Below are 16,147 nucleotides of genomic sequence, written 5' to 3'. Positions count from 1 at the left end.
AAATAAATTCAGGCCGTCTGAATGTTTCAGACGGCCTGTTGTTTGGGTTCAAACAATCAAAATTATTTGATGCTGACTTTGCGGATAATCACGGCTTCTGTTGGAACATCTTGATGGAAGCCGCGTGTCGCTGTTTTCACTTTGCTGATTTTACGGACGACGTCCATGCCGGAAGTAACTTTACCGAAAACGGCATAGCCGTAGCCTTGAGGGGTTTTGCTTTTGAAATTCAAAAAGTCGTTGTCGGCTGTATTGATAAAGAACTGGCTGGTTGCTGAATTTGGATCGCCGGTACGCGCCATGGCGATGGTGCCGACATTATTTTTCAAGCCGTTGTCTGCTTCGTTGTTGATGGCTTTATCGGTGGGTTTTTGTACCATATTCTCGGTAAATCCGCCGCCTTGAATCATAAAATTGTCGATAACGCGGTGGAAAATCGTGTTGTCGTAAAAACCTTTTTTGGCGTAATTGACAAAGTTTGCCACGGTTTTCGGTGCTTTGACTTCATCCAGCTCCAGTTGGATGTTGCCCATATTGGTTTCAATCACGGCATGAGTAACCGCTTGCGCTTGCACGGAAAGTGAGAGTGCGAGGGCGCACAGGGTTAGTTTGATGGATTTTTTCATATGTCTTCTCGAATGATGTATTGTGAAAATGGAATATTAACCTTGTTTCGCGTGAAATCCATAAAAAACATGTAAGATTTTTCAAGCAAAAAACATAAGGCAATCAAATCAGGCCGTCTGAAAAGGGATAAAAATCAAATTCTTGCTCTTTATCATTCCCTTTCAGACGGCCTGCTATTACGGTCAAACCGAAATCAGATTAGAAATCCAATTCCGCTTTCAGCCAATAAGTGCGCGGCATACCGACGACGGCGAAGCTGCGGTCGTATTGGCCGCGCTGTACCTGCCAGTAGTTTTTGTTGAACAGATTTTCTACCGAGCTGCTGACGGTCAAAGTATTTTTGCCAAGCTTGGTTTTGTAGCGCGCGCCTACGTCAACCAAGGTGTAGGACGGGAAGGCGTATTGTTTTTGTGTGTCTTGGTAAGACTTGCCGAAATACGAAACGTTGCCGTTCAAGGTCAAGCCTTTGGCAAACGGGGTATCCCACTCAACAGCTGCTTTGGCAATCACGCGCGGATTGGCGACTTGTACGCCGTTAACCAGCATATCGCGTGAATTTGGGTAGTCTTTCACGGTCGATTGCAGATACATCAAGCCCAAAGACGGACGCAAAGTATTGTTGAGCAAGTTCGCGTAGGTGTTGAACTCAATACCGCGGCTGCGTTCCATGCCTTGCTCGTCTCCGGCTGCGCCTCCTTGGGCTTTATACGCGGCAAAGTCTGTTTTGCTGGTGGTAGAACCACGCCAGTAGCCCGGACGTTTAATTTGGAACGCGTTCAACGTGGTCACGAAATTGCCCCAGTTTTTACGCACGCCCACTTCAAACTGACGGCTGACACGCGGTTTGGACATGGTGGTATTGCCGTCATCGTCGGTTTTGATATCCGCAGGCTCCAAGTCTTCCATATAGTTGCCGTAAACGACCAAGTCAGGTTGTGGTACCCATGCAGCCATCAGCATCGGACTGAAGCGTTTGGAATCCCCGCTTTTACCTTCTTTTTTATCGGTATATTCAACCGCTTGGAAACGACCGCCCAAAGTCAGACGGTATTTGTTGTCGGCAAAGCCCAGTGTGTCGGACAAGGCCAAGCTGTTGACTTTGATATTGGCATCCAAGTTTGCTGAGCCTTCCCAGCCTGTCGCGTAATTAGGAACAAAAGAAGCCAGTTGATTTTCAATATTGCCGTTTGCATCAACCTCAACGCGGCTTTTACCTGCAGCCAAACCACGGACAGTCGCACGCTGACGAATGATACGGTCAAAAGCAGTACTCCAGTTATGCGTTACCGGGCCGGTTTCAAATTCGCCGCGTGCGGACAAATTCATGCTCAATGTGCGGAAATATTGGTCGGTCAGGCGCGCCGTGCCGGTGTTGTAATCGTAGGCGCGGGCCGTTGTCCTGCCGCTGGCATTGGTATTGGCCGTATCGGTACAAGTGCTGGTGGCATTCAAACATACTGTCGGGGAAATCAGCGTACCGTAATAACGCGCTTTGTTGTAGCCGATACCGCCTGTAATCTGTGCATTGTCAAACGCATCCCATTCAAACGTCAGCATATTGGTTTGGCCGACGGTGTTTTGCCAGTTCCAAGAAGGCAGCAGGTTGGTTTTTCCGTCAGGCGCATCAAACAGACGGCCTTGCAGATTTTGGATGTCCTGCATACGCGCGCGGCCACCGTTGGTTTTACGTTTCGCATAGATGGAGTCGAACGCCACGCGCAGTTTTTCGCCGCGATAGTCGGCATTTAAGGCAAATTCTTTGTTGTCTTCGCTGTAACCGTGGCGCGGGGTGTCGCCGTGGCGCAGTTTGCCGTTGGCGCGCACGCCGAATTCTTTGTTTTCGCCGAAACGTTGGCCTAAATCGAATGTGCCTTGGGCACGGTTGTTACTGAACCAGCCCAAACCGATTTTGCGGTTGCCTTCATCGGCGGCTTTTTTGGTTTCGATGTTGACGGAACCGGATACCGCACCTTCAGGGTCCATGCCGTTTACGGCGGTGGACGCGCCTTTAATCAGTTGTGCGGAGCCGACTTGCACGCTGGCTGTGCCTTGCGTGCCGTACATGCCTGCCAAACCGTTGACGCTGAATTGGCGCGCATCAAGTTGGTAACCGCGGAAATACAGGCCGGTCAAGGTGTTGCTTTCGCCGCCAAACTGCCAAGTCGAAGCGTCTTTTTTCGCTACGGCATCCACCAAAGTACGCGCTTCGGTATTGTTGAGGGCTTTTTCGTCGTAATTGACTACGGTAATCGGGGCGGTAAAGGCATTGGCTTTACCCAATACACCCAAATTCACACGGTCGCGCATATCGCCGTCGCTGGCAATAGAATAGGAGCGCGCGGCCTTCACGCGTTTGGCATTGGCTTGAACTTTGACTTCCTGCACTTCCGCATATGCTTCGGGAGCAGAAGTGGCTTCATCGGCGGCGTAGGCGAATGCGCTTGCAACCACAAGCGGCATCAGGGCTAATTTGCTGTTCATAAAATACCTTCTGGTTTGAAATATTAATAATTCTTATATCGAGTAAAAAATTACAAAGTAATTTGGTTTTGCGATTATATTTGATAAGATTTCCGCTTTCCACAAAAACAAATAAGAACCGTTTGTAAACACAAAAAATACAACAGTTCAGAAAACTATTATTACAGTTACCATAGTCAAATAAATTTGCCGTCCTTTCAGACGGCCTTTACATCCTTTCAGAGAACACTCCATGCAAAAATGGCAAATCGAGCTTTATTCCACGCCGTCTTGGCTATTGCAGACCTTATTGATGGTCGCTGCAGCCTCGACGGTCATTCTGTTTTTTGCACGCAACACACGCTTCGGGCGCGAGTTTAGCTATATCCTTCGCCTGTGCCTGACACCAAAAAGTACGGTCAAAGTTCTGCTGCTGATTACGGCGATGATTACGCTGCTGTTAACCGAAGTGCGGCTGAATGTGTTGAGTACCTTTATGTCCAAAGGGCTTTACGACTCGATGCAGGATTTAAACGCCTCCGCGTTTTGGATGTTTGCAGCGATGAATGCAGGCGTGGTGTTGATACGGGCCTTTAACAATGTCGTCAACGACTTTCTCGATCAAGGCTTGGCGATTAAATGGTCAGAGCGGCTCAATGAAGTTTTGACTTCGCGCTGGCTTACCGACAAAAACTACTACCGCCTGCAAATGCACCGCCACGCGCCGGACAACATCGACCAGCGTATCCAACAGGACGCACAGGATTTCATCGCCTCGACCATAGAATTTGTGCGCGGCATGGTCAATTCGGTCGTTACCTCGCTGGAATTTGCCGTTGTTTTGTGGGGCTTGGCAGGCATCCTGACCGTGTTCGGCTTTGACATTCCGCGCGGCATTGTTTGGTTCGTCTTTATCTTTGTGATTTTGGCAACCTTTATCGCCATGTGGATAGGCAACCCGTTGATTCGTTACAACTATGAAAACGAAAAGCTCAACGGCGACTACCGTTATTCCCTCATCCGCGTGCGCGACCACGCCGAAAGCGTGGCATTTTACAGCGGCGAAAAACACGAACACGACCAGCTTTCCGACCGTTTTAAAGCCATTATCCGCAACCGTTGGCGCATTGCGCGGCAAAGCGTCTGCCTGAGCGGCTTTAACGATATGTTCACCAACGGCATCAAGCTTTTTCCCATTATTTTGCAAGCCCCGCGCCTGTTTGCCGGACAAATCAAAATCGGCGACATCCAGCAGACCGTCCAAGCCTTCGCACGACTGCAAAACGCCCTGTCTTTCTTCCGGATGTTCTACAACAAATTCACTGCCTACCGTGCCCGACTGGAACGCCTATACGGCTTTTTGCTGAGCACGGAAGAAAAACACACCGCGCGACAACCCGACCTTACCGAAGTTTCAGACGGCCTGATCTTAGAAAACGTTGCCCTATACCGCCACAACGGCGAAGTTTTATTAGACGGTATCAATATCAACCTCAAAAGCGGCAACTCCCTGCTGATACGCGGCCCGAGCGGTTGCGGCAAAACTTCGTTGCTGCGCGCGCTGGCAGGGCTTTGGCCTTTCGGCAGCAGCGGTAAAGTCAGCCATCCGTCGCTTCAAGACATCCTCTTCCTGCCGCAACGCCCGTACACGGCACAAGGCAGCCTGCGCGATGCAATTTGTTACCCCGACATCGACAAACAACATCCGGAACTGATTGACGCCATGAATACCTGCCGATTAGGTTATCTGGTTGATAAATTAGATAAAACCGATGACTGGCAACACAAACTCTCCCCCGGAGAACTGCAACGCGTCGCCTTCGTCCGCGCCCTACTCTCGCAACCCAAAGTCATCCTACTTGACGAAGCCACCGCCGCCTTGGACGAACCGACCGAAGCCATGCTCTACCGTGCCTTAAAGCAAAAACTGCCCGACAGCATCATCATCAGCATCGGCCACCGCAGCACGCTCAACGAATTCCATGATTTATGCCTCGATGTCGGTCATGTACAATGCTGAATTAATGGCATACCAAAGGCCGTCTGAAACAGTGAAAAACGAAATCAAACGATTTTGTCATCGCCGTTTCAGACGGCCTTTTCAAACGCCATGGCATGTTTATTTGCTATACTCTGCACTGTGTTAACGTCGTCTAAAAAATATTTATGAAAACCCTGGCCCTCATTCCACATTACAACCACCCGTCCACCATCAGCCACGTTGCCCAAACCATGCGTGGCTTCGGTTTAAACGTTTTAATTGTGGACGACGGTTCACGCGAAGAATGCAAACCTGTATTGCAGGCTTTGGTTTCAGACGGCATTGATGTCCGTTACCGTCCCATCAACGGCGGCAAAGGCGCAGCGGTCAAAACCGGCTTGGAATACGCTCAAGAACATGGCTATACCCACGTCTTGCAGGTTGATGCAGACGGTCAACACTGCTTGAGCGACACACCCAAACTCCTCGCTGCAGCAGAACAAAATCCCGAAGCCGTTGTTTGCGGCTGGCCGCAATACGGCGATGATGCGCCCAAAGCACGGCTTTACGGACGCAAAATTACCGACTTTTGGAATATGCTGCACACTTGGTCATGCGACATAAAAGACGGCATGTGCGGCTTCCGCCTCTATCCGCTTGCACCCGCGCTATCCGTTGTCCGCGAAGAAACCGTAGGCGACCGCATGGACTTCGACACGGAAATCCTTATCCGCCTATACTGGCGCAACGTCAAGCCGGTTTGGATTAAAACGCCCGTCCAATACGCCGCCGACGGCGTGTCCCACTTCGATGCCTTTGCCGACAATGTCCGCATCAGCAAAATGCACACACGGCTGTTTTTCGGCATGCTGAAACACCGATTGGGTAAAGTTTTCAGAAAGGCCGTCTGAAACCATGACCGATAATAAACAAACCCACTGGGCGGCGCAGCCCGAACGAGGCAGCCGCTTGTTTCTCACTCTGACCACATTGATGGTGCGCTATCTGCCAGCTTTTTTCATGAGGCCGTGCATTTGGTTTGTGGTGCTGTATTTTTATGCAACCGCACCCAAACCGCGCCGTCATGTCTTACGCTATCAAACCCGTCTTCAGACGGCCTTTCCCCATACCCTCCTGCCGAAACACAGCGTATTCAAACAATTCGTCGCATTTGGCGAAGCAGTTTGCGACCGTTTTGCCGTGTGGCAACGCAAAATCCGTTATGAAGATTTAGTGATTGAAGATCCGGACGACATCTATTCGCAAATCAAGCGCAACGAACGCGGCCAGATTTTTGCCTGTTCGCACTTGGGCAATACCGAAGTTTGCCGTGCGCTGGTGTCGCACCATAAAGATTTCAGACTCAACGTATTGGTGCACAGCAAACACGCGCAGGCATTTAACGAGGCATTGCAAAAAGCCGGTGCAGATCATATCCGTCTGATTCAAGTAACAGATTTGGACACCACCCTGATGATGGAATTGAACAGCCGTATCGAAAACGGCGAATGGATTGCCATCGCGGCCGACCGCGTGCCTGTACGCGGCGAGAAAACCGCCGACATTAATTTCTTAGGCCATACCGCCCCTATGCCGCAAGGCGCGTGGCTGTTGGCTTCGCTTTTAAAAACGCAGGTAAACACGCTGTTTTGCGTCAAACAAAACGGCCACTATCATTTGAAACTGCGCCGCTTTACCGATACTTCCAGCTGGAAACGCGGCAACCGCGAGGCTGCCATCAAAGACGCGATGCAGGGTTTTGCCAACATTTTGGCGCAAGAATGTGCGCAAAATCCGCTACAATGGTTCAATTTTTATGATTTTTGGGGCGAAGACGCCGTCTGAAACCATCACATTCACTCTTTTAAACCATGAAAAAACACATCTACTGCCAACACAGCTTTGAAACCGAAGTTCCTTTTTTTGACGTAGATGCCATGCACATCGTGTGGCACGGCAACTATGTCAAATACCTTGAAACCGCACGTTGTGCTTTTCTGTCTTCCATCGGTTATGACTACAACGAAATGGGACGACAAGGGTACAGCTGGCCGATTGTGCAGATGAACCTCAAATACATCCGCCCTGCCCGTTTCGGCCAAAAAATCCGCGTTGATATGGACATTGTCGAAATCGAAAGCTGCCTGCGTATCGATTACACCATTTACGATGTTGAAACCAATGAAAAACTGACCCGCGCTTCGACTACCCAAGCCGCTGTTTCGCTTTCAGACGGCCTGATGCAGTTTCAAACGCCGGACAGCTGGTTGGAAGCAGTAAAAAGACATCCGACTTTTAAGGCCGTCTGAAAAATTTAGCGATTAAACAACATATTGCCTGCTTATCAGCATTACCCTTTATAATTTTAAGTTTCCATTTCAGACGGCCTTTATCCTCAATCCACACACAATTATGCTACTGAACCTCAACCGCTTTGCCTTTCCTGTTTTCTTAAAAGAAACCCGCCTGCTTACTGCCCTCGCCCTGCCTATGCTGTTGGCGCAAGTGGCGCAAGTGGGTATTGGTTTTGTCGATACGGTGATGGCCGGTGGCGCAGGTAAGGAAGATTTGGCCGCGGTGGCTTTGGGCAGCAGCGCGTTTTCCACGATTTACATTACCTTTATGGGCGTGATGGCGGCGTTGAACCCGATGATTGCCCAGCTGTACGGCGCAGGTAAAACCGAAGAAGTCGGCAAAACAGGAATGCAGGGCATTTGGTTTGGCTCGTGTTTGGGCGTATTCGGCATGCTGTTGATGTGGGCAATGATTATGCCTTTCCGTCATTGGCTGACATTGCACGATTATGTCGAAGACACGATGGCGCAATATATGTTCTTTACCAGCTTGGCAATGCCGGCCGCCATGATACACCGCGCCCTGCACGCCTATGCCTCAAGCTTGAACCGTCCGCGCGTGATTATGTTGGTCAGCTTCGCGGCATTTGTGTTAAATGTACCGCTGAACTATGTGTTCGTTTACGGCAAATTCGGTATGCCTGCTTTAGGCGGCGCAGGTTGCGGCGTGGCAACGGCAGTGGTATTTTGGTTCAGCGCATTGGCTTTGTGGCTTTATATCGCCAAAGAAAAATTCTTCCGTCCGTTTGGTTTGACGGCAAAAATCGGCAAACCCGATTTGACGGCTTTCAAACAGATTTGGAAAATCGGCGCACCCATCGGCTTGTCTTATTTCTTAGAAGCCAGCGCGTTTTCGTTTATCGTCTTTTTGGTGGCGCCATTCGGCGAGGATTATGTCGCCGCGCAACAAGTCGTCATCAGCCTGTCGGGCATTTTGTATATGGTTCCGCAAAGCGTCGGCTCAGCAAGCACGGTACGCGTTGGCTTTTCGCTCGGACGGCGCGATTTTTTGCGGGCGCGTTATATTTCAGGCGTGTCGCTGGTGTTGGGCTGGGTACTTGCCACCTGCACCGCGCTGCTCTTGGTCATCTTTCGCTTTCAGTTAGCCAGTATGTACACCAACGATGCGGCAGTATTAGGCATTGCCGCGACCGTTTTATTTTTCGCCTCCCTATTCCAACTGGCAGACGCCACCCAATGTATCGCTTCATATGCGCTGCGCGGCTATAAAGTGACCAAAATGCCGATGTTCATCCATGCTGCCGCTTTCTGGGGTTGCGGCCTGTTGCCCGGCTACCTGCTTGCCTATCATGTCGATATGGGCATTTACGGCTTCTGGACCGTGCTGACCGTTTCACTGACGATTGCCGCCATCGCATTGGTATGGTGCCTGGAGCTTTGCAGTAAAGAGATGATCAAATCGCATAAGGCCGTCTGAAAAATACAAGCAGTCTTTCTCCAATGATTACGCTATTTAATCAACGAATTCCTATTTTAAAGTTAAACCCATGCAACCCATCCAATACCAAACCGACCTCACCTCCTACAACACTTTCGGCCTGAAAGCCCAAGCTCAAGCATTTGTCGCACTCAAACATGCCGACGAGTTGCGCGACATCGTCCGACTGCCCGAGTTCAACCGAGATACTGTTTTATGGCTTGGCGGCGGCAGCAATATCCTTTTGATGGAGGACTACGCCGGTCTGGTTGTGCATATGGAAAACAAGGGAATTCGTGAAATTGAGCGTTCAGGCGGCCTGGTTTATATCGAAGCGCAAGCCGGGGAAATTTGGCATGATTTTGTTTTGCATACGGTTGGGCTGGGTTTAAGCGGGCTGGAAAACCTGAGCCTGATTCCGGGTACGGTCGGCGCGTCTCCGGTACAAAACATCGGTGCATATGGTGTTGAAGCGAAAGATGTTATCCATAGCGTACGCTGCTTTGATTTGGATACGGAAACCTTTGTCGAGCTTTCCAATGCCGACTGTGACTTTGCCTATCGTGAAAGCCTGTTCAAACAGGAAGGCAAAGGACGTTATGTGATTGTTTCGGTTGTATTTGCGTTGAAAGAGCATTTTGTGCCGAACTTGGGCTATGGCGATTTGGCGGCAGCGGTTGCCGAACTGAGCCAAGGCCGTGAGGCGACGGCCAAAGATGTTTCCGATGCAGTGTGTGCAATCCGCAACAGTAAACTGCCTAATCCTAACGTACTTGGTAATGTTGGGAGTTTCTTTAAAAACCCTGTTGTCAGCGCTGAAAAAGCGGCCGATTTGTTGCAGCAATACCCCATTATGCCACGCTATCCGCAGCCTGACGGTTCGGTCAAACTCGCGGCCGGCTGGCTGATTGACCAATGCCGTCTGAAAGGCCATCAGATCGGCGGTGCGGCAGTGCATGACAGACAGGCTTTGGTTTTGGTGAATAAAAACAATGCATCCGCGCAAGATGTCCACCAGCTGGCACAATATGTTTGTAATACAGTATTTACTCAATTTCAGGTAGAATTACACGCAGAACCCAACTGGCTGCCTACTTCATACAGCCTATAAAACAAAGGAGTGTATCCCATGCCGCGCATTGCTAAAGTCAACACTTACACACGAATCATCAATGCCAGCCTCGCCTTATTCAACGAAGAAGGCGAGCGCAATATCAGCACCAACCACATTGCCGCCCATTTAGGTATCAGCCCGGGCAACCTCTACTACCATTTCCGCAACAAAGACGAAATCATCGTCCAATTGTTTAAGCGTTACAGCGAGGCCCTGCTTGTCTACCTTAACGAAGCCGTGTTGCCGTCTAATGTGGAAGACTCCATCAACTACATGGCCGGTATTTATGATGTGATGTGGGAATACCGTTTCCTTTTCAGCGATGTAAATACCCTGCTTGCCCGCAGTGCCGAATTATTGGGCGAACACAATACCTTTACCCAAGCCAAAGTTTCCCCGCTGTTGGTCAACCTGCTGACCCAGCTCAACGGTCTGAACATCATCAGCGCAGACCAAACCGCCATGAACGACCTTGCCGTCAATATGTGGATGGTGACAAAATACTGGTTCGACTTCGACAGCTCCCTGCGCGGCCGCGCCAAGTTGACCGAAGATTCCAAAGTACGGGGCGTCAGCCGCACACTCAGCCTGTTGCGCCCTTACCTCCTGCCGGAACACCGTGCCGAATTCGACCAAAAAATCGGCAGCAACCATTAATTCTTCCATACAAAGGCCGTCTGAAAACGTGGCTTTAACCAAGTTAAAGCTATTTTCAGACGGCCTGTTAATTTTCGGATGCTTTATTTATGCACCTTCCCGATATTTCCATTCTCGGCCTGGGCTATCTCGGCCTGCCGCTGGCACAAAAATTTTATGAGCAAGGTAGTCAGGTAGCCGCCATCAAACGTAACCTGACCTCTGATGACATCAATCTGCCGATTGAACTCGACATTATCGATTTGAATCAAGACGATATTTTTCACAGTTCGACCTTGTGGCAAAACCACATCAACAAGCCGACATGGTTTTGCCTGCTTCCGCCTTCGTCATTAAACCATTACGCCGATACCCTGAAAAAATGGATTCAACTTGCCGAGCAGTCCAAGGTACAACACATCATCTTCACCAGCAGCACCAGCGTGTATGGCGACCAAGCACGCATATGCGATGAAACCACGCCGCCCGATCCGCAAACCGAATCCGCCCGTCAAATCCTCGCAGTCGAGCAAACCTTGCTTGAAAGTGCCGTACCCCATATCGACATACTGCGACTGGGCGGACTTTATTCCGCCGACCGTCATCCTGTTACCAAGCTGGTTCAAAAAACACGCATTCAAGGCGGCAATCAACCCGTCAATATTCTTCATAAAGACCTTGCCGTCCAAGTTCTCTTTCAGACGGCCTGCCAAGCTGACGGCAAGCGTATCCGCAATATTGTCGAACCCCGCCACCCAAGCCGGGCCGAATTTTATACTGCCGAAGCGGCCAAACTCGGACTGCCGGCTCCTGATTTCATCGTTGATGACAAAAGCAACGGCAAAATTGTAAATACCGTTTGCGCAGACGGTCTAAGCCTGTAAAATTGCGACTCAATCCATTCATCCGTTTTAGACGGCATTCAGAGTAAACCATGTCCGCCCTATTTCCCCTTATCAACCACCTGATACAGCAAAATCCAGAGCAACAGCGCGAGCTGTCTGAATTTGCAGGCAGCATCATCTGCATCAGCCTGACCGGTTTCAGACTGACCGGACGCATCAGCGAACAAGGTTTTCTTGAAACCGCAAACGAAACCGCCGACACCAACATCACATTCCACAACAGCGCCATCCAAAAAATCCTCCAAGGCGGCCAGCCCGGCGTGGGCGACATCAGCCTCGAAGGCGACTTGGTATTAGGTATGTCCGTCCTTCCTATTTTGGGTGGTCTGCGCTATTATCCGAGCGAAGATTTAGCGCGTGTATTCGGTCATGTAGCCGCAGAAAGCATCAGCTCGCGCGCCGGCGATATCGGCCGCACCATGAAAAAAATCGGCAAAAGCATTGCCGAACAAATCAGCGACTTTTCACGCGAACCCGAATCCCCTGTTATCGACCAAGCCACGCTTGCCGAATGGTTGGAAGAAGTGGACAAACTGCGTGACGACGTTGCCCGCCTAAACGAACGCCTCGACCGGCTCGAGCGCGATATCTGGATAGATTAGACACTTAATTTCAGACGGCCTACTATCATGAAAAGCCCATTTAAAAACATCGGTATCGTTACACGTCCCAATACGCCCGAAATTCAAGATACCGTCCACACATTGGTTTCTTTTCTGCGCGAAAACGGCTTCACCATCTATCTGGATGAATTGAGCGTAGAAGAACACTGCGTCTATATCCAAGATTCCGCCTACTGCGAAATCGTAAACAAAGCCCAGCTGGGCAAATATTGCGACCTCGTCGTTGTACTCGGTGGCGACGGTACCTTCCTCTCCGCCGCCCGCGAAGTCGCCCCCCGCGCCGTTCCCATCATCGGCATCAATCAAGGCCACTTGGGCTTTCTTACCCAAATCTCACGAGACACCATGGTTGAGGGCATCCGCCCCGTACTGGAAGGCAAATATCTGCCCGAAGAGCGCATCCTCATCGAAGCCAGCATCATTCGTGACGGCGAAACCATCGAACGCGCCCTCGCCCTCAACGACACCGTACTGTCTCGTGGTGGCGCAGGTCAAATGATTGAATTTGAAGTATTTATCAATCAAGAATTTGTCTATACCCAACGTTCGGACGGCCTGATTATTTCCACGCCGACAGGTTCGACCGCCTACGCGCTTGCCGCCGGCGGCCCCATCATGCAGGCCGGTCTGCACGCCTTCACACTTGTGCCTATCTGCCCGCAATCCATGACCAACCGTCCGATTGCCATCCCCGACACCAGCGTGATTGAAATTCTCATTACAAAAAGTGGCGACGCACGCGCACATTTTGACGGACAATCCCATATCGACGTGCAAAACTTCGACCGCATCCTCATCCGCCGCTATCACAATCCCTTGCGCGTCCTCCATCCCACCGATTACCAATACTTCAAAACCCTGCGTCAAAAGCTGCATTGGGGCGAACAATTGATTTAAACACCACTTCAATAAACAGGCTGACCATGAAAACCATTTCAAAAACCTTAATCATCGCGTTGTGTACCCTTTCCTCCCTATCCGTCTCCGCACACGGCATGCACAAAAGCAAACCTTTATCCTTTGAAGAATTGCCGAAAATCTGCCAGCAATACTTTACCCGAGCGGATGCGTGTTACCAAAAAGCAGGCGATAAAGCATCGTTCCAACGCGACAACACAAAATACCTGCGCCAAATCTTGCCCGCCGCCGACGTAGGCCAACGTGAACGCATGTGCCAAATTGCCATGGATACATTCGCTGAAAAAACAAAAAACTTGAGTTGCGAATAAAGACCCCTGTCTTAGCTCTAGCAATTTCTGATTCCATAAAAAGGCCGTCTGAAACATTGGATTGTTTCAGACGGCCTTTTTAATATTTTATAACTAATTATTAATAGCTAGTCTATACTAAATTTTACCAATATTTATAATTATTGATAATAATCAAAAATAATTAAAATAGACATGTTTATTCATGATAATCACCGTAGAAAAGATATATCATGACGCCTTTCGTAATGTGATATCAATAAAGGATAAGCGGTGAAAAAACAATTTTTATGTAACAAAAATAAAATGTTATGCGCCATTTTGGCTGTTTTCTCAGGCCAGTCATTTGCAGAAGAAATTCCTCAAGTAGATATACCTGAAGTCAAAGTTGTCGGTAATGCGCCTTCAAGTAACTGGCGTTTGCAGCCTGGCGCAAAAGACTATCTAAGAGATGGAGAAGTTTTAACTACAAACGATTTAAAAACAAAACGCGCTGTATCGCTCGGACAGACTGTGGAACAAGTCTCCGGCGTTCAAAACAATGCTTACGGCCCCAATACCGGCGTACCGCAAATCCGCAGCTTGAGCGGCTCGCGCGTATATGTCAGTGAAAATGGTTTGGGTATTTCGGATGCCGCTTCTGTCAGCCCCGATTTGCCGCTGATGGTCAATCCGTTCATAGCGGAAAAGATTACCGTTTTAAAATCATCGGCAGCAGTCTTGTATGGCGGCAACGCGATTGGCGGCGCAGTTGACGTCGATACCGGCGTGATTGCCACAGCACTGCCTGAAAAAGATTTAAACGGCAAAGTCGAAGTTAGCGGCGGCTACAATACGCCGCGTGTCGCAGCGTTCAAATTAAACGGCAAAGTCGGCAATGTGGCTTGGCATTTGTCGGGGGCAGACACTCATGCCAATGATTACCGTATCCCCGGCGATTCCAAACCGGCCGCCTGTTACGATCATGCCAATATTTCTAGTTCTCGCCTGATGTGGGCATGTCAGGTTACGCCCGACATTACCGAAACCTTAAACAAAGGCTATTACCGTTATGTCGCGAAAGACATTCCGGCTTTCATTGAACAATGGAAACGCTATAACGACGGCTCGGAACCTGATGAATCTGAATTGTACAAATTAAACAAACCATCCTGGGGCAATTGGGTAGAAAATCCGCTTTATGACGGCAGTCCAAACTTTAGAAATAAAGTCATCAATGCCATGAAAGACGATATGCCTGTTGAAAAAGGCCGTCTGAAAAACAGCCATTTGAGCAATCAAAACTTTGCTTTTGGCCTGAGCCATATCGGTGAACGCAGCTATGCCGGCGTATCCGTCAGCCGCTTCTTGAGCAAATCCGGTATTGCAGGCTTTGGCTATTACAATTTTTCCGAATCAGGCCACCACCACAGCGGTACCCACAAAGCACCGGTACGCGAATACGCTTCCGTACGCGCCCAACAAACCCGTTGGCAGGCAGAAGCCATGTACCGGCCATTGACGCCATGGATTGAAAACATCAAATTTCAAGCCGCCTATACGCAAAATCCAACATCCGAATACTTGGGCGACACCAAAATGCAAACTTTGGACAGCAAAACTTTCCAAAGCCGTTTGGAGTTCAACCACAAAGCAGATTCTTGGTTGAAAGGTACATTGGGCGCAGATTGGAAACAGCGCAGCACCGAATCTTCAGGCATCAACGGCAAACGCACCGGAAACTATGCCTACCTGCCCGATACAGATAGCAAAGAATACGGCATTTTCGCTTTGGAAAACTTCAAGTGGAAAAACTGGAATGCATCTTTGGGTTGGCGACATGGCGAAGTCCGCCACTCGGTCGACATCGGTGATTACAAACCTGGACGCAATAGCTCGACCGTTAAAGGATTGGAAGAGAGAGGCCGTCTGAAATACAGTTTAAACCACTATCATGCAGGCTTAGGCGTAGATTTGTTTGACTTCTTAAAACTGGGTGCACGATACAGCCGTTCACAACGCGCTCCTGAAGTCAACGAGTTGTATGCAGGTGGCGATCACTATGCCCTGATGGCTTCAGAATCACACTGGGGAGTAGACGTACTGCGTCCGGAAACAGCAGGCATTTGGGAGGTAAACGGAGAAATCGGTTGGAAAGACGGCCGCTTCCGTGCAAGCTGGTATAAAACCCAATTTAAAGACTACACCTTCCTCGTAGATGCCGCACATGACGGCGGCCAACGCCTGCCAACCAAATACTGGCGCTCCGGCGATACCCAGCTTCACGGCGTGGAATTGGAGGTAAACCAATGGTTTGACCTGAATAAATACGGCACATTGGAAGCCCGCCTGTTTGGCGATTTCGTACACAACCGCGCCGATTTGGACGACGAGCGCAACAGCACATTAGGCAATGGCAACCGTGTCCGCAACAACGGCTATTACATGCCCAATATGCCCGTATCCCGCTACGGCGCAGGCCTGACATGGAATAAAGGCAACTGGCAATTGGGCACCAGCCTGACACGCTACCGCCCTGCCAAACATACAGGCCACATGGCTGCCAACTACAAAGAGCCTGTTTTGGGCGGCTATACCATATGGGATATGTACATGAGCCATACCACCAAACATGGAAAATCGACAGCCGAATGGTTCCTCGATGCACGCAACCTTGCCAATCGTACTGCAAGACCGCAAAACTCCATGCTCAAATATATCGCACCATTGCCGGGCCGCTCCGTCCGCGCCGGTGTAAGGCTGACGTTCTAAGTTGAAAATAAAACAAACCGGATTTCCAGTTGATGGAAATCCGGTTTTCT

The 16,147-nt window shown here is 49.8% G+C and carries 14 protein-coding genes; 12 read left to right on the top strand and 2 right to left on the bottom strand.

All coding sequences use genetic code 11. From position 1 onward, the window contains the following. Positions 1-62: 62 nt before the first annotated feature. Positions 63-626: a peptidylprolyl isomerase gene (locus O3660_RS05915; RefSeq protein WP_049351261.1), complete on the bottom strand. Its 564-nt coding sequence runs from the start codon at positions 624-626 to the stop codon at positions 63-65. A gap of 199 nt (positions 627-825) precedes the next feature. Continuing rightward, a complete protein-coding gene (locus tag O3660_RS05910; protein ID WP_049351262.1) occupies positions 826-3,108 on the bottom strand; it encodes a TonB-dependent receptor domain-containing protein in 2,283 nt (760 codons plus the stop codon). 232 nt (positions 3,109-3,340) lie between these two features. On the opposite strand from O3660_RS05910, the gene O3660_RS05905 reads away from it, so the two are divergent. The 12 genes from O3660_RS05905 (at position 3,341) to O3660_RS05850 (ending at position 16,097) form a co-directional block, all read left to right on the top strand. Continuing rightward, entirely contained in the window at positions 3,341-5,107 is a 1,767-nt protein-coding gene (locus tag O3660_RS05905; protein WP_049351263.1) for an ABC transporter ATP-binding protein/permease, read from the top strand. A gap of 146 nt (positions 5,108-5,253) precedes the next feature. Continuing rightward, positions 5,254-5,979 (top strand): glycosyltransferase family 2 protein, encoded by a 726-nt coding sequence (locus tag O3660_RS05900; RefSeq protein WP_049351264.1) that lies wholly within the window; start codon positions 5,254-5,256, stop codon positions 5,977-5,979. A gap of 4 nt (positions 5,980-5,983) precedes the next feature. Beyond that, complete coding sequence (locus tag O3660_RS05895; RefSeq protein ID WP_049351265.1) at positions 5,984-6,913, top strand: glycosyl transferase family 2; 930 nt, start codon at positions 5,984-5,986, stop codon at positions 6,911-6,913. Between the two features lie 26 nt (positions 6,914-6,939). After that, a complete protein-coding gene (locus O3660_RS05890) occupies positions 6,940-7,377 on the top strand; it encodes a thioesterase family protein (RefSeq protein ID WP_049351266.1) in 438 nt (145 codons plus the stop codon). A 103-nt stretch (positions 7,378-7,480) separates the two neighbouring features. Then, positions 7,481-8,860 (top strand): MATE family efflux transporter, encoded by a 1,380-nt coding sequence (locus O3660_RS05885; RefSeq protein ID WP_049351267.1) that lies wholly within the window; start codon positions 7,481-7,483, stop codon positions 8,858-8,860. 70 nt (positions 8,861-8,930) lie between these two features. After that, positions 8,931-9,971, top strand: coding sequence for a UDP-N-acetylmuramate dehydrogenase (murB, locus tag O3660_RS05880; RefSeq protein WP_049351268.1), 1,041 nt, complete (start codon positions 8,931-8,933; stop codon positions 9,969-9,971). Positions 9,972-9,989: 18 nt separating this feature from the next. Beyond that, positions 9,990-10,631 carry a TetR/AcrR family transcriptional regulator gene (locus O3660_RS05875; protein WP_049351269.1) on the top strand — a complete coding sequence of 214 codons (642 nt, stop codon included), beginning with the start codon at positions 9,990-9,992 and terminating at the stop codon, positions 10,629-10,631. A gap of 89 nt (positions 10,632-10,720) precedes the next feature. Further along, positions 10,721-11,494, top strand: coding sequence for a hypothetical protein (locus tag O3660_RS05870; protein WP_049351270.1), 774 nt, complete (start codon positions 10,721-10,723; stop codon positions 11,492-11,494). 50 nt (positions 11,495-11,544) lie between these two features. Further along, the gene (locus O3660_RS05865; protein WP_154953408.1) at positions 11,545-12,117 is read left to right on the top strand and encodes an SCP2 domain-containing protein; all 573 of its coding nucleotides are present in this window, start codon (positions 11,545-11,547) and stop codon (positions 12,115-12,117) included. A 27-nt stretch (positions 12,118-12,144) separates the two neighbouring features. Beyond that, a complete protein-coding gene (locus O3660_RS05860) occupies positions 12,145-13,035 on the top strand; it encodes an NAD(+) kinase (RefSeq protein ID WP_070748036.1) in 891 nt (296 codons plus the stop codon). A gap of 26 nt (positions 13,036-13,061) precedes the next feature. Next, a complete protein-coding gene (locus O3660_RS05855) occupies positions 13,062-13,367 on the top strand; it encodes a hypothetical protein (RefSeq protein ID WP_039863640.1) in 306 nt (101 codons plus the stop codon). A 285-nt stretch (positions 13,368-13,652) separates the two neighbouring features. Next, positions 13,653-16,097 (top strand): TonB-dependent receptor domain-containing protein, encoded by a 2,445-nt coding sequence (locus O3660_RS05850; protein WP_065425733.1) that lies wholly within the window; start codon positions 13,653-13,655, stop codon positions 16,095-16,097. Positions 16,098-16,147: the final 50 nt, after the last annotated feature.

This window comes from Neisseria sp. 27098_8_139, from assembly GCF_041433195.1.
In the GTDB taxonomy this organism is placed as follows: Bacteria; Pseudomonadota; Gammaproteobacteria; order Burkholderiales; family Neisseriaceae; genus Neisseria; species Neisseria subflava.
This window is presented reverse-complemented; position numbering and strand designations above follow the sequence as displayed.